The 19,659-nt window shown below is 72.0% G+C and carries 18 protein-coding genes; 5 read left to right on the forward strand and 13 right to left on the reverse strand.

What is annotated here, in order from left to right; genetic code table 11:
• Positions 1–37 precede the first annotated feature (37 nt).
• Positions 38–625, forward strand: coding sequence for a helix-turn-helix transcriptional regulator (locus tag DEJ49_RS17290; protein ID WP_150184947.1), 588 nt, complete (start codon positions 38–40; stop codon positions 623–625).
• 30 nt (positions 626–655) lie between these two features.
• Here the strand turns inward: DEJ49_RS17290 and DEJ49_RS17295 are convergent, their stop codons facing one another.
• The 3 genes from DEJ49_RS17295 to DEJ49_RS17305 form a co-directional block, all read right to left on the reverse strand.
• On the reverse strand, positions 656–2,983 hold the full coding sequence (locus DEJ49_RS17295) for a helix-turn-helix transcriptional regulator (RefSeq protein ID WP_150184948.1): 2,328 nt from the start codon (positions 2,981–2,983) through the stop codon (positions 656–658).
• Between the two features lie 166 nt (positions 2,984–3,149).
• Positions 3,150–3,635 carry a DUF1269 domain-containing protein gene (locus tag DEJ49_RS17300; protein WP_150184949.1) on the reverse strand — a complete coding sequence of 162 codons (486 nt, stop codon included), beginning with the start codon at positions 3,633–3,635 and terminating at the stop codon, positions 3,150–3,152.
• A complete protein-coding gene (locus DEJ49_RS17305) occupies positions 3,635–4,174 on the reverse strand; it encodes a DUF1269 domain-containing protein (protein WP_150184950.1) in 540 nt (179 codons plus the stop codon). Before DEJ49_RS17305 ends, DEJ49_RS17300 begins: the two co-directional genes overlap by 1 nt.
• Positions 4,175–4,306: 132 nt before the next feature.
• On the opposite strand from DEJ49_RS17305, the gene DEJ49_RS17310 reads away from it, so the two are divergent.
• From DEJ49_RS17310 to DEJ49_RS17325, 4 genes are read left to right on the forward strand one after another with little or no spacing between them, the layout of a single operon-like run.
• Positions 4,307–5,770: a hypothetical protein gene (locus DEJ49_RS17310; protein WP_150184951.1), complete on the forward strand. Its 1,464-nt coding sequence runs from the start codon at positions 4,307–4,309 to the stop codon at positions 5,768–5,770.
• Positions 5,767–8,460, forward strand: coding sequence for an MGH1-like glycoside hydrolase domain-containing protein (locus DEJ49_RS17315; RefSeq protein WP_150184952.1), 2,694 nt, complete (start codon positions 5,767–5,769; stop codon positions 8,458–8,460). Before DEJ49_RS17310 ends, DEJ49_RS17315 begins: the two co-directional genes overlap by 4 nt.
• Positions 8,457–9,944 carry an alpha-amylase gene (locus DEJ49_RS17320; protein WP_150184953.1) on the forward strand — a complete coding sequence of 496 codons (1,488 nt, stop codon included), beginning with the start codon at positions 8,457–8,459 and terminating at the stop codon, positions 9,942–9,944. The genes DEJ49_RS17315 and DEJ49_RS17320 overlap by 4 nt, the downstream gene beginning before the upstream one ends.
• A gap of 17 nt (positions 9,945–9,961) precedes the next feature.
• Positions 9,962–11,404, forward strand: coding sequence for an MFS transporter (locus tag DEJ49_RS17325; RefSeq protein WP_150184954.1), 1,443 nt, complete (start codon positions 9,962–9,964; stop codon positions 11,402–11,404).
• Here the strand turns inward: DEJ49_RS17325 and DEJ49_RS17330 are convergent.
• From DEJ49_RS17330 to DEJ49_RS17375, 10 genes are all read right to left on the reverse strand, one after another.
• A complete protein-coding gene (locus DEJ49_RS17330; RefSeq protein ID WP_150184955.1) occupies positions 11,401–11,907 on the reverse strand; it encodes an RDD family protein in 507 nt (168 codons plus the stop codon). The genes DEJ49_RS17325 and DEJ49_RS17330 overlap by 4 nt on opposite strands.
• Complete coding sequence (locus DEJ49_RS17335) at positions 11,904–12,548, reverse strand: hypothetical protein (protein ID WP_150184956.1); 645 nt, start codon at positions 12,546–12,548, stop codon at positions 11,904–11,906. Before DEJ49_RS17335 ends, DEJ49_RS17330 begins: the two co-directional genes overlap by 4 nt.
• A gap of 168 nt (positions 12,549–12,716) precedes the next feature.
• Positions 12,717–13,187 (reverse strand): hypothetical protein, encoded by a 471-nt coding sequence (locus tag DEJ49_RS17340; protein WP_150184957.1) that lies wholly within the window; start codon positions 13,185–13,187, stop codon positions 12,717–12,719.
• Positions 13,188–13,220: 33 nt separating this feature from the next.
• Positions 13,221–15,983 (reverse strand): cation-translocating P-type ATPase, encoded by a 2,763-nt coding sequence (locus DEJ49_RS17345; RefSeq protein WP_150184958.1) that lies wholly within the window; start codon positions 15,981–15,983, stop codon positions 13,221–13,223.
• Positions 15,980–17,041 (reverse strand): polyphosphate kinase 2 family protein, encoded by a 1,062-nt coding sequence (locus DEJ49_RS17350; protein ID WP_150184959.1) that lies wholly within the window; start codon positions 17,039–17,041, stop codon positions 15,980–15,982. Before DEJ49_RS17350 ends, DEJ49_RS17345 begins: the two co-directional genes overlap by 4 nt.
• A 4-nt stretch (positions 17,042–17,045) precedes the next feature.
• The gene (locus tag DEJ49_RS17355) at positions 17,046–17,465 is read right to left on the reverse strand and encodes a hypothetical protein (protein WP_150184960.1); all 420 of its coding nucleotides are present in this window, start codon (positions 17,463–17,465) and stop codon (positions 17,046–17,048) included.
• A gap of 154 nt (positions 17,466–17,619) precedes the next feature.
• Positions 17,620–17,874, reverse strand: coding sequence for a hypothetical protein (locus DEJ49_RS17360; protein WP_150184961.1), 255 nt, complete (start codon positions 17,872–17,874; stop codon positions 17,620–17,622).
• Positions 17,861–18,088: a hypothetical protein gene (locus DEJ49_RS17365; RefSeq protein ID WP_150184962.1), complete on the reverse strand. Its 228-nt coding sequence runs from the start codon at positions 18,086–18,088 to the stop codon at positions 17,861–17,863. Before DEJ49_RS17365 ends, DEJ49_RS17360 begins: the two co-directional genes overlap by 14 nt.
• Positions 18,085–18,948 carry a peptidoglycan-binding protein gene (locus DEJ49_RS17370; RefSeq protein ID WP_150184963.1) on the reverse strand — a complete coding sequence of 288 codons (864 nt, stop codon included), beginning with the start codon at positions 18,946–18,948 and terminating at the stop codon, positions 18,085–18,087. The genes DEJ49_RS17365 and DEJ49_RS17370 overlap by 4 nt, the downstream gene beginning before the upstream one ends.
• Positions 18,949–18,993: 45 nt before the next feature.
• Complete coding sequence (locus tag DEJ49_RS17375) at positions 18,994–19,629, reverse strand: hypothetical protein (protein WP_150184964.1); 636 nt, start codon at positions 19,627–19,629, stop codon at positions 18,994–18,996.
• Positions 19,630–19,659 lie beyond the last annotated feature (30 nt).

Genomic DNA, 19,659 nt, shown 5'->3' on the forward strand with positions numbered 1-19,659 from the left:
TTGGGTATGTGCTGCCGGCCGGCAGGAAGGTGAGGACATGCCCGCGGTGACGGTGTATCTCATTCCGGCGGCGCACGACGGCCGGGCGCCGACGGCACGGCCGCCGGCGCCGGGCCGCAGGACCGGCCTCCGCGGCGCGGGGCGGCGCCGGGCCAGGCTGCGCACGGCCCTGCGCGCGGCGGGTCACGCGCCGGACCGCACGGAGGCCCTGGAGGCCGCCTGTCTCGTATGGCTGGCCGGGGTGCTCGTGGAGATCGCCGGGAGGGCGGGGGACGCGCGCACGGCGAAACTGCTCGCGGACGAGGCGGCGGCGACCCTGGCGGCGGTGTCCGCCACCCCGCAGTCCGCCACCCGACAGCCCGCCACCCCGCTGCCCGCCACTTCTCTGTTCCCCGCCCCGGCGGAGCCGACGGCCCCCACCGCACCCCTCACCGCACCCCTCACCCGCCGCGAACTCGTCGTGCTGCACGCCCTGCAGGAGGACGTGTCGCTGCGCGGGATCGCCGACAGCCTGCACGTCTCCCTCAACACCGTGCGGAGCCAGACCCGTTCCGTGTACCGCAAGCTCGGTGTGGGCTCCCGCTCGCAGGCGCTGCACCGCGCCCGCGAGCTGCGCCTCCTCTGAGAGCCCGGGTCACGTCACAGCAGCTCCACGTCACAGCAGCTGGAGCTCCCGGGCCCGCCGTACCGCCGCCGACCTGCGGGACACGGCGAGCTTGCGGTAGACGCTCTTCAGGTGGGTCTTCACCGTGTTGACCGAGAGGAACAGGTCCTCCGCGATCTCCTCGGTGGTCATCATCTGCGACAGCCTCCCCAACACGTCCTCCTCCCTCGCGGTGAGCCGCTCGACCGTGACGTCGGCCGTTCCGTGCCCGTCGCCGGGGGCGGACCGGTGGGCACGGGCGCAGGGTGTGTCGAGCGAGGCCGCGCAGGCCCGCGCCAGGGGCTGCCGCAGCGTCGGCGGCAACCACGGCCCCGCCGTGTCCAGGAGCGCGTCGGGCGCCGCGGACAGGCCCTGCCCCGCGAGGTTGACCAGCCGGCCGACCAGGGACGCGACGCCCGCCGTGAACGGGTCGGGCAGCGCGTGCAGGGCAGCGCCGACGTGCCCCAACTCGGCGCGTACGACGGCCGGTTCGCCGCGGGCGAGGGCGACCCAGGCCCGTACGACGAGGAGCGTCGCGTTGGAGCTGTCCCGCGCGGTCCAGGTGGGCAAGGGGGGCCGGGTCGCGAGCGTGGCGAACTCGCCGGCCGCGCGGAAGCGGCCCCGGACCGCTTCGAGGAGGGCGAGCTCCACCAGGCAGCCCCGGCGCAGGGCGCCGTTCTCGGTGGCTCCCGCCGCCTTGAGGCCGCTCGTGAGCAGCGGCTCGGCAGCCCTCAGGTCGCCGGCGCGCAACTCCGCGCGCCCCAGCACGAACTGCGTCAGCGCCCTGATCTCCGGCCGCTCGGCCAGCGCGTGCGCGGGCAGCCGTGCGCACAGGGCCCTGGACTCGGCGGCCGCGGCCCGCGCCGCAGCGAGGTCCCTGGAGTGGTCCGCGGCCATCCGGATCACCGCGTGCGTGAGCCGGCACCTGAGCGTCCGGTCGGTCTCCGTGTCCGGCAGCGCGTCGGTCAGCCGGGCCGCCTCCGCCAGTGCTTCCGCGACCGCGTCGGCGTCCGTGTACCGCGCGGCGGCGGCGACGAGCACCGGCTCGGGGTCCTCCGTCCGCGTCTCCGCGGGGGACGTTTCCGCGGGGGACCACTGGTCCGGAATGTCCGGCAGCCGGGTCGCCGTGAGGCCCAGAAGCTGTCCGATCCCGAGCTGTTCGACGACCAGACGCGCGGCGTAGTGCGCGTCGTCCGCCGCGAGGGCGTGGCCCACCGCCGCCGCGAGGCACGCGTGCTCCGCCAGCCAGGCCGCGGCCCGCCGGTGCACTCCGGCGACGCTGCCCGGCAGCTCGTGCTGGAGCCTGAGCTGGAGCACGTCGGCGAACATCCGGTGGCAGCGGAACCAGCCCTGCCCCAGGGGCTGCAGGAAGGAGTTCTGCCGTACGAGCGTGGCGAAGTACCGTCCCGCCTCCTCGCCCGCGACCTCCGTGGCCAGCTCCGCGTTCACGTGCTCCAGGACGCTCGTGGTCAGGAGCAGCCTGCGCATCTCGGGGGACTGTACGTCGAGCACCTCCTCCACCAGGTACGTCACGATCGCCTCGTCGTCACCCGCGAACCGGGCGATGAACCGGTCCGGATGGCGCTGCCCCTGCATCGACATCGCGGCGAGCCTGATCCCGGCCGCCCAGCCCGCCGTGCGCCGCCGCAGCGCCCTCACCACGTGGCGGGCCACGTCCAGGCCGTGCTGGGAGAGCAGCGACGCGGTCTCCGCGTCGGTGAACGCGAGGTCGGCGGTGCGCAGTTCGGTGAGTTCGCGGGAGAGCCGGTAGCGGTGCAGGTGCAGCGGCGGGTCCCGGCGCGAGAGCACGACCAGGCGCAGCATGGACGAGGTGTGCCTCAGGAGGCTGACGACTCCCTCGGCGACCGGTGAGCCCGGCTCCGGCTGGAAGTCGTCGAGCACCAGCACGACCGGTGTGCCGCGCAGCGCGAGCTCCGCGGAGAGCCGTGCGACGAGCAGTTCGTTGACGGGCACGTCGTCGAACGCGGGAAGGTCCACGCCCGCGCCGCTCAGCGCGGTGAGGATGCGTGGCCAGAAGACGTCGGGGCGCTCCTCGCGCCCCTCGCACCGCACGCAGGCCACCGGGCCGGGGGCCCGGCCGGTGTGCAGCCACTCCGTGGCGAGTGCGGACTTGCCCGCTCCGACCGGCCCCACGACCACGGTCAGCGGCCCGAGCACGCCCCGCGAGAGCCGTTCGGCGAGCCGCGGGCGCGGGACGAGCCACCCGGGCAGTTCGGGAACGGCGGTACGGCGTTCGGGCACGGCCGTGCGGGGTCCCGGCACGGGTGCTTCGGGTGTGAAGACGGTCTCGGCAGGCGGCCTCCCCAGGCGGTCGTCCATCGACGGCACCTCCCTCTCGGATCGGGTGGTGCTGGAAAGACGAGTCTGGGTCCGGCGGGTGGGACGGCACCCATGGGGGCGGCCATCTCACCCGGGTGAAGTTTCCGTGCGCCCGGCGCGCGTGCGCCGTCCTGCGGGACGGCGCACGCGGCGCCGGACACCGGGCTCACTTGGACTGGAGCGCCTCGACGAGTTCCTCCTCCCGGTCCTTGGTGAGGGAGGTACGCAGGACGGTGGGGTTGAAGGGGCGTAGCGCTTCTCGTACCCGGTCCGGGGTGGAGCGGCGCACGAGCGCGAAGACCGCGGCCTTGCCGGGCTCCAGCGTGTTCGCGACCTCCTTGATGAAGGCGTCGTTCACGCCGATGTCGGAGAGCTTCCCCGCGACGGCGCCCGTGGCGGCGCCGACCGCCGCACCGAACACCGGCATCAGGAAGAGCAGACCGAACAGCGTCCCCCACAGGGCGCCGCCCGCCGCTCCGGCCCCGGTGAGGCTGTAGCTCTGGCGCACGTGGACCTTGCCGTCCATGGTCCGCCAGGCGAGCGCGGCGTCCTCCAGGTCGAGCAGCTCCTGGCGCGACAGCTCCTTGCTGAGCCTCAGGACCGCTTCGGCCTTGTCCTTGTCCGTGAAGCCGAGCACGACTAGATCGGCCATCATTTCCTCCTGACCCTGGTCTTGTGGTCCCGGGGGGAGATCGGCTCCCCCCGCTGGTCCGCCGCGGCGACGAGCTCGGCCGCGATGGGCAGGAGCGCCTCTTCGGTGAGGAACCCCTCGGCGACGGGTACGCCGCCGGCGTTGCGGATGGCGGCGCGCAGGTACTTCGCCCATACGTGCTCGAAGAGGATGAACGCCGCCGCGGTGCCCGGCTCCAGTTCCTGGGCCGTGTCCCTGATCTCGGCACTCGTGAGACCGAAGGCGTTCCCCTCGGCCACGGACGGATACAGCTCCTCCGCTCCCCGCATGCTGTCGCGGGAGATGCCGAGCAGTGCGGCGACGGTGTCGCCCATGTCCTCGGCCTGGTAGTCGAGGGCGACAAGACGTCCGTCGATCTCCTTCTCCACGAAGAGCATGTCGAGCACGCGGATCTGCCCGTTCGACTCCAGGATGATCAACTCTTCGATGACCCGGCCCTCGAACTTGGCCGAGGGGCCGAACGCGACCGTCAGCAGTTGTACGGGCCCGATGGCGCTCATCGAGACTCCCTTCCTCGGAAATCGACGGTTCGCTTCCATCGGGCCGCTTCGTGCCCCGTCCCACGTCACCCACCACAGGTGAAGGTCGCCCCGCGGTCGCTGCCCGACAGTGGGCGCCGGAGGTGCGACGCCATGGCCCACGAAGAAGCTGACGAACTGGTGCGGCTGCGCGCGGAGGTCGCGACCCTGCGGGCCGACGCCGACACCCGGCGGAACAAGAAGGCCCGGCTCCTGGTGGTCCGGCGCGTGACCGCCGCCGTGCTGATCGCGCTCGCGGCCGTCCTCACCGTCACCTCGGTCATCGGCGTGTGGGCCGCGCGCACCACGCTGAGCACCGGGCGGTGGGTCGACACGGTGGACGACCTGCCGAGCCATCCGGCGGTCAACAGAGCCGTGTCCGCCTACCTCACGGACCAGGTCTTCGACCGGCTCGACGTGGAGGACCGGCTGGCGGAGGCGCTGCCCGACCGGGCGGAGTTCCTGGCCCCGCCGGTCACCGGTGCGGTGCGGGACTACGTACGCGGCTCGATCTCGAAACTGATCGCCACCGACGAGTTCCAGAACCTGTGGCTCACCACCAACCGGTTCGCTCACGAGCGGATCGTCTCGATCCTGGAGGAGAAGAACAAGAACGTGCGGGCCGAGGGCGACACGGTCACCCTGAACCTCCTCCCCATGATCAACAACGTCCTCGACACCCTGGAGGACCAGCTCCCCACGCTCTTCGGCAAGGACCTCGACCTGCCCCGCATCACCTCCGGCGAGATACCGCCCGACCTGCACGACCGCATCGAGAAGGCGCTCGGCGTGACGCTGCCCGACGACTTCGGGCAGGTGCGGCTCTACGACCGCGGCGAGCTGAGCCAGGTCCAGGACATGGTGCTGCTGTTCAAGCGGGCGGTGTGGGGGATCCTCATCGCCGTACCCGTCCTGCTCGCCCTCGCCCTGTGGGTCTCCCCGAACCGCCGGCGCACCGTCCTCCAGTTCGGGCTGTGGCTGGTGGTCGCCGTCACCGTCATGACCAGCGTGCTGCGGGCGGTGCGGGACCAGCTCCTGGCCCAGGTGAAGCCGGGCGCGTACCGGGAGGGGGTGCGCGACGTGCTGTGGACCGTGTTCGAGACGCTCCGCGAACGGGGCGCCCAGCTCCTGTGGCTCGGCGTCGCCATCGCGGTCGTCTCCTACCTCGTCGGGCCCGGCAGGGTGCCCGTGTGGCTGCGCCGCACCGTCGCCAAGGGCGCGCGGGCCCTCGGCGGACTCGTGGCGCGGGCCGCGCGCCGGGGCACGGGGCCGGGGGTGCGGCAGTGGATCCGTGAGCACGCCGACGTGCTGCGGGTGGGCGGGCTCGTCGTGGCGGTCCTCGTCGCGCTGCTGTTCGCCTCGTGGACGGCGCTGCTCGTCGTCGCGCTGGTGCTCCTCGCGTACGAGGCGGGGGTCACGCTGCTGGCGCGCGGCGGGCCCGAAGCAGCCACCGAGGACCGCGAAACCGCCGCTGAAGACCGCGACGACGCCTCACCCACCGCAGGTGAGGCCGGGCAGGAACCCGGCACACAGACTGACGCTGCCCAGGTCACCTCGCCGCAGGGAGGGAACCCATGAGCACAGGGACGAGCACCGAACAGATCGGCCCGAGGGGCGACGAGGAAGGCCGGTGGCGGCTCTGGGGCCCCTACCTGAGCGAGCGCCAGTGGGGCACGGTCCGCGAGGACTACAGCGACAACGGCGACGCGTGGTCGTACTTCCCGCACGACCACGCACGGTCCCGTGCCTACCGCTGGGGCGAGGACGGCCTCGGCGGGATCTGCGACGAGAAGCAGCGCCTCTGCTTCGCCCTCGCGCTGTGGAACGGCCGCGACCCCATCCTCAAGGAGCGCGCCTTCGGCCTCACCAACGGCGAGGGCAACCACGGCGAGGACGTGAAGGAGTACTACTTCTACCTCGACAGCACGCCCAGCCATTCGTACATGCGCTACCTGTACAAGTACCCGCAGGCCGAGTTCCCCTACGAGGACCTCGTGGCCACCAACCGGGAGCGCGGGCGCGGCGACTTCGAGTACGAACTCCTGGACACCGGGGTGTTCGCCGACAACCGCTACTTCGACGTGACCGTCGAGTACGCGAAGGCCGCGCACGACGACGTCCTCATCCGCGTCACCGTCGACAACCGCGGCCCCGACGAGGCCACCGTGCACGTCCTGCCGACGCTGTGGTTCCGCAACACCTGGTCGTGGACCGAGGACGGCGGTGCGAAGCCCCGGATCACCGCGGCCGACAGCTCCGGCGGGACCGTCTCCCTCACCGCGTCCCACCCCGAGCTCGGCAGCTACGACCTGCGGTTCGGCGACCGGGTGCCGCTCCTCTTCACGGAGAACGAGACGAACAACGAGCGGCTCTTCGGCGCCCCCAACGCATCGCCGTACACCAAGGACGGCATCGGTCGGCACGTCGTGAACGGCGAGATCGGCGCCGTCAACCCGGCCCGGCACGGAACCAAGGCGGCCGGCCACTGGACCCTCACCCTGCCCGCCGGAACCTCGACGACCCTGTCGATGCGGCTCGCGCCCACCGGCTCGAAGGCCCCGGTCGGCCGCGGCTTCGACTCCGTCTTCGACGCGCGGATCGCCGAGGCGGACCGCTTCTACGACGAGCTGGCACCGGAGAGCGCGGGCGAGGACGAACGCCGCGTCATGCGGCAGGCGTTCGCCGGGATGCTGTGGAGCAAGCAGTACTACTGCTTCGACCTGGAGACGTGGCTCGCCGAGCACGGCCTGGCCCCGTGGAGCCTGCCGCGCGGGAACGACACCCGCAACCGCGAGTGGTTCCACATGGTCAGCGACGACATCATCTCCATGCCCGACAAGTGGGAGTACCCCTGGTTCGCCGCCTGGGACCTGGCCTTCCACACCGTCGCCCTGTCGATGGTGGACGTCGGCTTCGCCAAGGAACAGCTGGAGCTGCTGACCCGTGACGCCTATCTGCACCCCAACGGGCAGCTCCCCGCGTACGAATGGAACTTCGGCGACGTCAACCCTCCGGTGCACGCCTGGGCCGCGTACTTCGTCTACATGATGGAGGAGCGCATCAGCGGCCACGCCGACCGCGCGTTCCTGGAACGCACCTTCCAGAAGCTCCTGACGAACTTCACCTGGTGGGTCAACCGCAAGGACCCGACCGGCCGCAACGTCTTCCAGGGCGGTTTCCTCGGCCTCGACAACATCGGCGTCTTCGACCGCAGCGCGCCCCTGCCCACCGGCGGCCAGCTCGAACAGGCCGACGGAACGGCGTGGATGGCCCTGTACTGCCAGGCCATGCTGCAGATCGCCCTGGAACTCGTCGAGCACAACCCCGCCTACGAGGACCTGGTCCTGAAGTTCGTCGAGCACTACCTGTGGATCTCCGCGGCCATGGACCGCGTCGGCGACCTCGACGAGGGCATGTGGGACGAGGAGGACGGCTTCTTCTACGACGTGCTGCGGCTGCCCGACGGGCAGGCGGTCCGCCTCAAAGTGCGCTCGATGGTCGGCCTCCTCCCGCTCTGCGCGTCGACCGTCTTCCGGCCCTCGCAGCTCGCGAAGGTGTCCGGCCTGCGCGAACGGCTGCACCGCTTCGCGACCCGCCACCCCTCGCTCTCCGCCACCCTCGCCACCGCCCAGGCGGGGTCCACGGGCGGGCCCCGGCTGCTGTCGGTCATGGACGAGAAGAAGCTGCTGCGCGTACTCGAACGGCTGCTTTCCGAGGACGAGTTCCTCGGTCCGTACGGGCTGCGCGCGCTCTCCCGCCACCACGCCGAGCACCCGTACACCTTCTGGGTCAACGGCGAGCAGCACCAGGTGAGTTACGTGCCCGCCGAGTCGGACTCGGGGATGTTCGGCGGCAACTCCAACTGGCGCGGGCCCGTCTGGTTCCCGGTGAACGCCCTCGTCGTACGGGCCCTGCTCAACCTGTACGGCTTCTACGGCGACGACCTCACCGTGGAGTGCCCCTCCGGCTCCGGGGTGCGGATGACCCTCTACGAAGTCGCCGAGGAGATCTCGCGGCGGCTCGGCGCGACCTTCCTGCGCGGCCCCGACGGGCGCAGGCCCGTCTACGGCGGACAGGAGAAGTTCCAGAACGACCCGCACTGGCGCGACCTGATCTCGTTCCACGAGTACTTCCACGGGGACAACGGCGCGGGCATCGGCGCCGCGCACCAGACCGGCTGGACCGGCCTGGTGGCCCCCCTGATGATGCTCTTCGGGAGGCTCGGACCCCGGGACTTCCTGGCCGACCCCGGGGAGGGGACCTCATGACCGGGCTGCCCGCACAACCCGTCGTGCACGAAGTGAACACCCGGGTGTGGCTGCGCGAGCTCCAGCGGCGCACCGGCTCGCACACCGGCCTCGCCGACGTGCCCAAGGACGCCTGGGACCACATCGCCCCGCACGGCGTCGACGCCGTCTGGCTCATGGGGGTGTGGGAGCGGAGCCCGGCCGGCCGCGCCATCGCCCTGCGCGACGCGTCGCTGCGGGCCGCCTTCACACGGGCGGTGCCGGACATCGCCGACGACGAGATCGCCGGATCGCCGTACTGCATCCGCCGCTACGAGGCCGACGCGGCACTCGGCGGCGCCGAGGGGCTCGCCGTGGCCCGCGCCGAACTCGACCGGCGCGGCGTCGGGCTGCTCCTCGACTACGTGCCGAACCACGTCGCGCCCGACAGCCCCTGGGTGACCGAGCACCCCGAGTACTTCGTCCGGGGCACCGCCGAGGACCTGCGGCGCGACCCGGCCGCGTTCCTCGACACCGGCACCGCCGTGTACGCACGCGGCCGCGACCCCTTCTTCCCGCCGTGGCCCGACGTCGTCCAGCTCGACGCCTTCGCGCCCGCCCTGCGCGCCGCCACCGCGCAGGTCCTCACCGGCATCGGGAACGCCTGCGACGGAGTGCGCTGCGACATGGCGATGCTGCTCATGAACGACGTGTTCGCCCGCACCTGGGGGCAGTACGCGGGGTTCGCGCCCCAGGAGGAGTTCTGGCCCGCCGTGTTCGCCGACGTCCGGCGCCGCCACCCGGGCATGGTCTTCGCCGCCGAGGCGTACTGGGACCTCGAATGGGCGCTCCAGCAGCAGGGATTCGACTTCTGCTACGACAAGCGGCTCTACGACCGCATCGTGCACGAGGACGCGGAATCCGTCCGGCAGCACCTCCAGGCGCCCGTGGACTACCAGCGCAGGCTCGTACGGTTCCTGGAGAACCACGACGAGCCGCGGGCCGCGCACACGCTGCCCGCGGACAAGGAACGCGCGGCGGCCGTCGTCATCGCGACGCTGCCCGGGGCGACGCTGTGGCACGAGGGCCAGTTCACGGGCCGCCGCACCCAGCTGCCCGTCTTCCTCGACCGCAGGCCCGACGAGGAGCCCGACACGGAGCTGCGCGCCTTCCATGAACGGCTCCTGTCCGCCGTCCACAAGAGCCGGATGCGCGAGGGCGGTTGGCGGCTGCTCGACACCGAGGGATGGCCCGACAACCCCAGCCACCGCTCCGTGCTCGCCTGGAGCTGGACCGGCGCCCCCGGACGGTTCGCCGTGGCCGTGAACCTCTCCGGGCAGTCCGCACAGGCGAGGATCCGGCTGCCCTGGCCCGAACTCGTCGGCCGCGCGGCACAGCTCACCGACCTCCTGGACGGCTCCCGCCACGAACGCTCCGGCGACGAGCTGACCGACCCCGGGCTCTACGTCGACCTCGCCCCCTGGGGCACCCACGTGTTCGCCGTCGCCGCCGACAGCGGCACCTGACCGGACGGCAGCGCCCCATGGCCGACCACACAGCCCCGCCGGGACCGACCGCGGGATCCACACCGGGAGCGACCTCCGACGGACCGCGCCACGTCCTGCTCCCCCTCGCCCTCGCCCAGTTCATCTGCAGCTTCGCCGGCTCCAACATGAACGTGATGATCAACGACATCAGCGAGGACCTGGACACCACGGTGCAGGGCGTCCAGACCGCCATCACGATCTTCCTGCTCGTGATGGCGGCCCTGATGATCCCCGGCGGCAAGCTCACCGAGCGCCACGGCCGCAAACGCTGCTTCCAGGCGGGGCTCGCCGTGTACGGCGTGGGCGCCCTGCTCAGCGCGTTCGCGCCCGGTCTCGGGCTGCTCATCCTCGGCAACTCCGTCCTGGAGGGCATCGGCACGGCCCTGCTCATCCCGCCCGTGTACATCCTCGCCACGCTGCTGTTCACCGGCGTCACCGACCGGGCCCGCGCCTTCGGCGCCATCATGGCGATGGGCGGCATCGGCGCGGCCGCGGGGCCGCTCATCGGCGGGCTCATCACCACGGCGGTCAGCTGGCGCGCGGCCTTCGTGTTCCAGGCCCTCATCGTCGGCTTCATCCTGCTCCTGAGCCGCCGCGTGCCCGACCCGCTGCCCGCGGACCCCACCGCGTCCTTCGACGTCCGCGGCACGGTGCTCAGCGCCGTCGGGCTCATCGTCCTCGTCACGGGCATCCTCGCCGTCGACGACAACGCGTGGCTGGCGGCCGGACTGCTGGCAGCCGGGGCGCTGGTCCTCGTCTGGTTCTTCCGCTCGGCACGCGCGATGGAGCGGGCCGGCAAGGAACCGCTCCTCTCGACGTCCCTCTTCCACAACCGCACCTCCAACCTGGGCCTGATCACCCAGCACGTGCAGTGGCTCGTCCTGATGGGGGTGTCGTTCGTCGTCGCCGCCTACCTCCAGGTCGTCCGCGGCCACAACGCCATCGAGACCGGCGTGATCTTCACGGCGGCCACGGTGGGCCTGCTCGCGTCGTCCCTGGCCGCCGAGCGCTTCGCCAGACGCCGCGCCCAGCGCACGCTCATCACGGGCGGGTTCGTCATCACCCTGGGCGGCATCGTCGTCCTGCTCGTCATGTCGGGCGGCTCCGCGAGCGCCTGGGCGTCGTCCCCCGGGCTCTTCCTCATCGGCGTGGGCCTCGGGGTGATGCTGACCCCGTCGGTCAACATCGTCCAGTCGAGCTTCGCCGAGGACGAGCAGGGCGAGATCTCGGGCCTGTCCCGCAGCGTCTCGAACCTGGGCTCGTCCGTGGGCACGGCCGTCGCGGGCACGATCCTCGTCGCCGACCCGTCCCACGCGTACGCCGCCGCGATGATCACCCTCGCCGCGCTGGGCCTGATCGGCCTCGGCGCCGCGACACTGCTGCCGGGCGGCTCGGCCCCGAACGTGGCGACGACGCGGGCCGCCGGGGCGGGGGGCTAAGGCGCGGTCCTGCGGTACGCGGAGACCGCCGGGCTGCGCGGGGTCCAGTCGTAGACCACCCTGCTGCGTACCAGGAGGTCCTGGACGGAGGCGTTGCGGCGGCTGAGGGGGATCCAGAGAAGGCCTGCCGGGAGGGCCAGGCAGAGTGCGGCCCGGAGCGTCGCGGGCGCGGCCCTGAGCAGCTGCCCCGAGCGGGCGCTCACCCGCAGGCCCATCACCTGGCCCCCCGCGGTACGCCCCGTCGTGGCCCAGCTGCCCGCCGCGTAGCCGAGCGCGATCGCCGTGCCGCACGCGGCCGTGACCCACGCGGGCGGGTCGAGGGTCCTGAACGGCGGTCCTGTGACCACCAGGACGAGGGCCGAGGCCCCCAGGTGCAGGAGGACGCCGAGCACCGCCACGACCAGCGCGTCGATGGCCGCCGCGACGAGCCGTGAGACGAGCCCGGCGGGCCGGCCCCGCGCCTGCCACGCCCCGTCACCGGCGTGCGCCGCGTCGCCGTTCACGCGGGCCGTACCGGCCGGTGCAGCGGGCCTTCGGTCCGGTCGTCGGGTGTTCTGCGCAGCAGGCGGTCCGTGAGGCGGGCGACCAGGCGGTCGGCCCTGATGCCGCGTTCCCGTACCGCCTCGACGGTCTCGCGCGTCATGCCGCTGCCGGCCTCCCGGGCGATGCGCTGCACGTCGATCTCCGCGAGGACGTCGAGGACCAGGGCGACGAGGTCGACGCGGTCGATGACGGCGTCGACGTCGAGGCGCCGCGCGATCGCGTCCACGTCGACCCGCTCCACCACCCGCTCCACGTCCACCCGTTCCACCACCCGGTCCACGTCGAGGCGCCGCGCGATCGCGTCCACGTCGACGCGGTCCACGATCTCGTCCACGTCCACGCGCCGCACGACCCGGTTGACGTCGACCCGGGACACGATCCGGTCCACGTCGACGCGTTCCACGACCCGGTCGACGTCGACCCGCTCGACCACGCGGTCGACGTCCACGCGGGACACCACGTCGTCGAGTTCGATGCGCCGTACGACGGCGGCCAGGAGTTCACGTACGACCGCGTCGAGACCCGCCCCCGCGGCCCTGAGCACCAGGCGCGGCACGAACAGCAGCGTGCCGGCGATGTCGGTGCCTCTGGATGCGTTCACCCCGGCATCGCACCGGACCGCCGTGCCGCCGTCCTCCTCCCTGGCGGGTGAGGTTCGGCGCGCCGCCCCGGCTCTCAGGGCCTGTCTTTGAACCCCCGTCGTTCGCGCGAAGCACGGGCGTGCCGGGCGTCGGGGCGCAGGCGGGGGTTCAAAGACAGGCTCTGGGCGTCACATGGGCGCGCCGTAGGCCTTGTGGGCCTCGCGGTGCCCGTACGTGGCGAGCGACCAGATCACGACCACGTCGAGGAGGATGATCAGCGCCGACCACACGGGGTGGTACGGCGTGAAGAAGAAGTGCTCCATCGCGCTCAGCCCCGCGATCGTGATGCCCACGGCGCGGGCCCACGTCTTGCCGGAGAAGAGACTCAGCGCCGCGGCGAGCACCACGACCCCGGTGAGCATCTCGACCCAGCCGCGGGTGTTGACGTCGAAGTCGTAGGAGTAGTTGTTCTGCGTCTCGTAGTAGTTGTCGCTCAGGATCGCGGAGAGGCCCGCGACGACGTGGAACGAGCCGACGAGACCCAGCACGCACGCGGCGAACACGACCCCGCCGAGGGTCACCACGTTGACGCGGGTCTCCGGTTCGGGCGGGGGTGCGCCGGGACCGGCGGCCGGATTCCGGGTGTAGTGCTCAGCCATGTCGAACCTCCTCTGGGACGGGACGGGGGCGGATCACGACGCGGGGTGGTGCCGTCGGCGCGCGGCGAACTTGCCGAGCTCCCACAGCCCGAGGAGCGCGAGAGCGGGCAGGAGCGCCCAGCCGAACTGGCCGATGGTCAGCGGGGTGGTGTCGAGGAGCCGGTTGAAGACGTCCGTCTGGGTCACGGCGACGGCGAGCAGGAACTCCCCGAGGAGCGTCCAGTTCAGCTGCTTGCTGTCGAAGGAGTCGGCGGTGAACACCGTGCCCGTCTGGTTGCGGCACTCGAGGGCGGCGACGATCAGGCACAGCGCGAACGTCGTGAAGGCGATGGAGTTGCCCACGGCCGGGCTGTCGAACCGCGCGTCGCCGAGTTTGATCATGCTGAGCAGCCCGACGGTCAGGCCCGTCCCGACGAGCCCGACCGTCAGCATCAGGCCGCCCGTCATCACGGGTTCGCCGCGCGGCCGCGGCCTGCGGCTCATCAGGCCCGCGCTGACCCGGTCGAAGCCCAGGGCGAAGCCGAACGCCGCGTTGACGAAGAAGTGGATCCACAGCACCTGCGCGGGCGTGAAGGGCTCGCCGTCGGCGATGTCGAAGAGCGTCGCGCCGAGGAACGTCAGCACGAACGCGACGAGCAGCACGAGCACGAACCGGATGTACTTGGTGAGGTTGTCGTAGATCTTGCGGCCCTGCTCGACCGCGTGGACGATCGTCGCGAAGTTGTCGTCGGCGAGGATCATGCGCCCGGCGTTCCTGGTGACCTCCGTGCCGGAACCCATGGCGATGCCGATGTCCGCGGCCTTGACGGCCGGGGCGTCGTTGACCCCGTCGCCGGTCATCGCGACGACGTCGCCCTTCTTCCTGAGGGTCTCGGCGAGCAACACCTTGTGCTCGGGGGCGACGCGCCCGACGACGCCGATGCCGTCGATGCGTGCAAGGCGCTCCCGCTCGCTCAGCGCCGCGAACTCGGTGCCGAGGATCGCCTCGCCGGGTATGCCGATCTGCTCGGCGACGGCGGCGCCGGTGATGACGTCGTCGCCGGTGACCATGCGGACGCGGATGTGGGCGGCCCGTGCGGCGGCCACGGCGTCCCTGGACTCGGTGCGCGGCGGGTCGACCATGCCGACGAGGCTGGTGACCGTCAGCTCCGTCATCAGGGGCAGGAGGTCCCCGTTCGGGGTGAACCCGGCCGGGTCGAAGTCGCGGGTCGCGGCGGCCATCACCCGGTGTCCCGCCCGCTCCAGCCGCTCCAGTTCGCCCTCCGCCCGCTCGCTCAGGGCCTTGTCGAAGGGGACGGCGGCGCCGGAGGAGAGGGCCGTGGTCGCGCGGGCGAGCACGGCGGGCGCGGCCCCTTTGACGAAGCAGCGCACGACCGTGCGGCCCTGCGCGTCCCGTGCCTCGTGGAAGGTCGCCATCAGCTTGTACGCGGGGTCGAACGGCAGCGTGGCGAGGCGCGGGAACCGGGCGCGCGTCGCGTCGACGTCGAGCCCCGCCTTGTGGCCGAGCACGAGCAGGGCGCCTTCGGTCGGGTCCCCCACCACCTTGCCGTCCACCAGGGTCGCGTCGCTCGCGACGAGGTACGGGAGGATCGCGCCCTCGATGCTCGGGGACGTACCGGCGGCGTGGTGGATCCGGCCGTCCAGGCCGTAGCCGGTGCCGGAGACGGTGTAGCGGTCGTAGGGGTCGACGACCTCCACGACGGTCATCTGGTTGAGCGTCAGCGTGCCGGTCTTGTCGGAGTTGATCGCCGAGGTGAATCCCAGGGTCTCGACCGAGGGCAGGTCCTTGACGATGGCGTGCCTGCGGGCGAGTTCCAGGCCGCCGAGGGAGAGGATCGTCTGCGTCACCGTGGGCAGCGCCTCGGGGACGGCGGCGATCGCCAGGGAGACCGCGCTGATGAACAGCGTGTCCCACGGCTCGTCCCGCTGCCTGCCGAGGACGAACATGATGAGCATCGTCAGGCCCGCGGCCCCCACGATCCACAGCGTCAGCCGGTTCAGCTCCCTGGTGAGCGGCGACTCCTCGCGGGGCGTGGTCGAGAGCATCCCCGCGATCCGGCCCAGCTCGGTGCCGGACCCGACGGCGGTGACCAGGAGGACGGCGCTCCCGTGCGTCACCGGGGTGTTCATGAACGCCATATTGGTCAGATCCGCCGGCGTCGGCTCGACGTCCGGCACCAGTCGCACGGGCGCCGCGTCCTTGGCGGCAGGCACGCTCTCGCCGGTCAGGGCGGACTCGTCGATCTGCAGGGCGTTGGCCTCGATGAGCCGCCCGTCGGCGGGCACCTCGTCCCCCGCGGTGAGCAGGACGACGTCCCCGACGACGAGCTCCTCCGCGGGCACCCTGGCCTCGGTGCCGTCGCGCCGCACCCGCGCCGTCGCCTTCGTCATCGCCTTGAGGGCGTTCATGGCGCTCTCCGCCTTGCCCTCCTGACGTATCCCGATGACCGCGTTCAGCACGGTCAGAGCGGTCAGCACGACCGCGGTCCCCCACTCCTGGACGGCGAGGGACACCACGGCGGCGCAGACGAGGATGATCTGCATGTACGAGGTGTACTGGCCGAGGAACCGCTGCCACCCGGACCGCTGCCGCTCCTCCGGCAGCGCGTTGGGGCCGTCCTCGGCGAGCCGCGCGGCCACCTGCCCGGCGTCGAGGCCCGCGGCCGGTACGACGCCCAGCTGTGCGGCCACGGACTCGGCGGACCCCGCGTACCAGGCGGCGGGCGGGCGGTTTCCGGGCCCGGGTCCGGGTCCAGGTCCGGGTGAAGGTGCGGGTGCGGGTGCGGATGCCGTCATCGCTGCCGCCTCTTGGTCTTCTTGGACCCCTTGGTTTTCTTGGACCCCTTGGGTTGCTTGGACCCCTTGGATTGCTTGGCGAGCTTCGCCGCGTACGGGTCGGGCGCCGACCCTTCCGGGGCCTCGGCCTCCAACAGGATCTTCTCCCGGGCCAGTTCACGCCGGCTCTTGTCGTGGATCTCGGGATAGCGCGGATCGAGCCCGATCAGCGTGTCGGCGAGCACGGCCGCCGCACAGATGCGCGCGAACCACTTGCGGTCGGCCGGGACGACGTACCAGGGCGCCCAGGGGGTGCTGGTGGCGGAGAGCATCTCGGAGAACGCGGACTGGTAGGCGTCCCAGAAGGTGCGCTCACGGGCGTCGGCCGCGGAGAACTTCCAGTTCCGCTCCGGTACGTCGATGCGCCGCAGGAAACGGGTGCGCTGTTCCTCCTTGGACAGGTTGAGGAAGAGCTTGACGACCCGGAAGCCGTTGTCGGCCAGGTACCGCTCCCAGTCGTTGATCTCCCGGAAGCGCCGCCGCCAGACGGCCTTTCCCGCCTCGTCCGCGCCCGGCACCCGTTGCCGGCTGAGGAGTTCGGGGTGCACCCGCACCACCAGGACCTCCTCGTAGTGCGACCGGTTGAAGATGCCGATCTCCCCGCGCCGTGGCAGCCGGCAGGCGTAGCGCCACAGGTAGTCGTGGCCGAGCTCTTCGGCCGACGGCACCCGGAAGTTCGTCACGTGCACGCCCTGCGGGTTCACCCCGCTCATGACGTGCCGGATCGTGCCGTCCTTGCCGCCGGCGTCCAGCGCCTGGAGGCAGACCAGGACGCCGTGCGTGCCCTGGGCGGCCAGGCGGCGCTGGTAGTCGGCGAGCAACTCGACACCGACGGCGAGGAGTTCCTGCCCGGCCGCCTTGTCCTTGATCCCCGCCTTGTGCGCGGGGTCGAAGTCCTCGGACAGGTTCACCTTCGCTCCGGGCTTCACCCGGAGCGGGGCGATGAACTCCGCGATCCGACGGGCCTGCTTGTCCGGCGTACGTTCCTTCTCCGGCGTACGTTCCCGTCCGTCCCGCATGGCTCTAGACGTCTTCGCGCCGCACCACGCACAGACCCCAGATGATGAAGCCGTTGACGGCGATCAGGGTCAGGGACCAGAAGGGGTAGTACGGGATCGACAGGAAGTTGGCGATCATCAGCAGTCCGGCGATGATCACGCCGGTCACCCGGGCCCACGCCATCGCGGCGAACAGACCCGCGCTGACACCGATCGCGACGACACCGAGGATCAGGTGGATCCAGCCCCAGCTCGTCAGGTCGAACTGGAAGACGTAGTCGCGGGTCGTGAGGAACACGTCGTCCTCGAGTATGGCCATGAGGCCGCGGACGAAGCCCATGATGCCCGCGAGCATCAGCATGACCGCGGCGAAGACGGTCAGCCCGGCGGCGGCCGCCTGCGCGGTGGTGCCCGAACGGTGGTGCACAGGTGTCGAGGTGGCCATGACAGGTCCTCCAAGCTCGGGAGTGCCGGTTGCACCATTACGCCTGGAGTCTTCTCCCCGGCCGGGGCGCCGGTGGTCACCCTCCGGGGGTGATAGCGGGCGACGACGAAAGGGCCCGGCCACCGAGGTGGCCGGGCCCGTGTCGTTCAGCGCCTCACCTGCCGCCCGCCTGCCAGAGGGTGACGGCCAGGGCGGTGCAGGAGGTGATCGCTGCCAGGGAGGGCAGGGGCCAGCGGCTGCGTTCCAGGGCGTCGAGGCGGTCCTCGTGCTCGGAGAGGGTCTTGTCGGTCTGGTCGGCGCGCTGGAGCAGGAGGGCGAGATCGCCCCTGGTCGTGGCGAACCCGACGTCCACGGAACGGCGCAGCCGCTCCAGCTCCAGGGGGACGCTCCCCGTCTCAGTCCCGGCCATCGTCCACCCCCCGCCTCCGCAGCCACGGGGGCAGCAGCGCATCGACGGCCGGCACGGCCATCAGGCGGCTCAGCGCCGCGGCGAAGGCCACGAGGCCCGCGAGCACCGGGACGTCGGAGACGCCCGGGTCCGCGGCGAGCAGCGGCAGCGCGGTGATGAGGGTGACGAGTGTCTGTACGGCGGTGCGCAGTCCTCTGCGCGTGGCGTCGGTCATGACCGCGGCACCCGCAGCCGGTCCCAGCTGGCCCGGCCCGGCACCCCGTCCGCGTCGGCGCCCCGGTAGCCGAGCCGGTGCTGCCAGACGGCGTACGAGGCGCGGTCGGCCTCGGTCCAGACGGGCCCGGGTCCGACCTCGTACCGCCCGCAGCCTTCCTTGACGAGGCGTCGCCCGACCGCGGTGAACAGCGCGCTGTGGCGGCCGATCGCGAAGAAGGCGGCCCCGGGAAACGGTTCGTACGCGGTGCCTTCGCCGCCTTCGCCGCCCGGCGCGTCGGAGCCGAGCCGCTTGGCGACCCGCCCCCGCATCACCGGCATCGAGAAGGCCGGGTCGATCTTGCGCCGGGTCCACTCCTTGTGGCCGATGACGCTCGCGCCCGACCAGCCGTGCGCCCGGCACAGCGCGGCGGAGAGGCGTTCGACCGTGTCGAGCTGGGCCGCGGGGAACGGATCACGCCCGTTGCCGAGGTTCTCGATCTCGAAGCCGTAGAAACGGGCGTTGCCGTCCACGGCGTCGGGCCCCGGCCGGGACGGCAGCGTCTTCGACCTCTGCACCGCGTCGAGCACCGCGGTCGAACCGCTGCCCGCGTGGTTGGTGCGGCCGTACCCGACCAGATGGAGCGTGCCGTCCTTGCCGATGAGCCCGATGCAGAGCGGCCCCGGCAGATCCGGCATGCCGCGGCGGCAGAGGGCGAGGCTGTCGCGCCCTGCCGTGTGGTGCAGCATGACGCCGTGCACGGGGCCCCAGGAGCCCTTGTGGTTACGGTTGTGCGTCCTCCAGTTGCCGTGTTCTCTCATGCGGACGCCCTCGCCGCGCAGGGCGCGGACGAGGGCGTCGGGGGACAGAGGCGTGGCCATGAGGCCTCCCCGGTGTGCGTCAGATCAGGGACGTGACAGATCAGGTCAGATCAGGGACGTGATGGTGAGGTAGCGGTTGCTGAGGGTGAGGGTGCCCGCGGTGGTGCGGTAGGCGCCGGTCACGGTGTAGGCGGCGCCCGGCGTGAGGCCGCTGAGCGGGTACTGCATGCTCGCCGTGACCTGGTTCGTGCCGCCGACGACGGCCGCGCGGCCGTCGGCCGCGGCGCTGACGACCCGGGTGCCCTGCTTCACGTTGGCCGAGAAGTACGCGAGGCCGGCCGCGCTGTTGTTGAAGCGGGCGCCGACCGTGAGGACGACGGTGCCGTACGGCGGGGCGATGAACGTGAAGGCGAAGGGCTCGGTGGCGCCGGTGAGCGTCTCGACGTACGCCGTCGATGTCGTCGTACCGCTCAGAGTGCTCGACCAGTGCCCCGGGCCGAGGGAGAGCGGGGCCCACAGCTTGCCGGTGGTGAAGTAGTAGTGCCGGCCCGGGTTGTTGAGCCAGGCGATCATGCCCGGGATCGGGTCGGTCACCTTCGCGTCCCGGGCCGCGGCGTCGGCGAACCGCAGCACGGTGCGGCCGTCGACGGCCTCGGCGAGGGACTGCAGGTGGACGGGGATGTCGGCGTTGTCGGCGGGCTGCGGGTAGGGCAGGTTGCCGAGGGGGGTGAGAGCGACCATGGGCTCGTTTCCTCCAGATACGACGGGTAC

The organism is Streptomyces venezuelae, from assembly GCF_008642335.1.
In the GTDB taxonomy this organism is placed as follows: domain Bacteria; phylum Actinomycetota; class Actinomycetes; order Streptomycetales; family Streptomycetaceae; genus Streptomyces; species Streptomyces venezuelae_F.

Coding starts and splice junctions, on each gene's coding strand:
- DEJ49_RS17290 (WP_150184947.1), top strand. CDS start 38: ATGCCCGCGGTGACGGTGTATCTCATTCCGGCGGCGCACGACGGCCGG.
- DEJ49_RS17295 (WP_150184948.1), bottom strand. CDS start 2,983: ATGGACGACCGCCTGGGGAGGCCGCCTGCCGAGACCGTCTTCACACCC.
- DEJ49_RS17300 (WP_150184949.1), bottom strand. CDS start 3,635: ATGGCCGATCTAGTCGTGCTCGGCTTCACGGACAAGGACAAGGCCGAA.
- DEJ49_RS17305 (WP_150184950.1), bottom strand. CDS start 4,174: ATGAGCGCCATCGGGCCCGTACAACTGCTGACGGTCGCGTTCGGCCCC.
- DEJ49_RS17310 (WP_150184951.1), top strand. CDS start 4,307: ATGGCCCACGAAGAAGCTGACGAACTGGTGCGGCTGCGCGCGGAGGTC.
- DEJ49_RS17315 (WP_150184952.1), top strand. CDS start 5,767: ATGAGCACAGGGACGAGCACCGAACAGATCGGCCCGAGGGGCGACGAG.
- DEJ49_RS17320 (WP_150184953.1), top strand. CDS start 8,457: ATGACCGGGCTGCCCGCACAACCCGTCGTGCACGAAGTGAACACCCGG.
- DEJ49_RS17325 (WP_150184954.1), top strand. CDS start 9,962: ATGGCCGACCACACAGCCCCGCCGGGACCGACCGCGGGATCCACACCG.
- DEJ49_RS17340 (WP_150184957.1), bottom strand. CDS start 13,187: ATGGCTGAGCACTACACCCGGAATCCGGCCGCCGGTCCCGGCGCACCC.
- DEJ49_RS17345 (WP_150184958.1), bottom strand. CDS start 15,983: ATGACGGCATCCGCACCCGCACCCGCACCTTCACCCGGACCTGGACCC.
- DEJ49_RS17350 (WP_150184959.1), bottom strand. CDS start 17,041: ATGCGGGACGGACGGGAACGTACGCCGGAGAAGGAACGTACGCCGGAC.
- DEJ49_RS17355 (WP_150184960.1), bottom strand. CDS start 17,465: ATGGCCACCTCGACACCTGTGCACCACCGTTCGGGCACCACCGCGCAG.
- DEJ49_RS17360 (WP_150184961.1), bottom strand. CDS start 17,874: ATGGCCGGGACTGAGACGGGGAGCGTCCCCCTGGAGCTGGAGCGGCTG.
- DEJ49_RS17365 (WP_150184962.1), bottom strand. CDS start 18,088: ATGACCGACGCCACGCGCAGAGGACTGCGCACCGCCGTACAGACACTC.
- DEJ49_RS17370 (WP_150184963.1), bottom strand. CDS start 18,948: ATGGCCACGCCTCTGTCCCCCGACGCCCTCGTCCGCGCCCTGCGCGGC.
- DEJ49_RS17375 (WP_150184964.1), bottom strand. CDS start 19,629: ATGGTCGCTCTCACCCCCCTCGGCAACCTGCCCTACCCGCAGCCCGCC.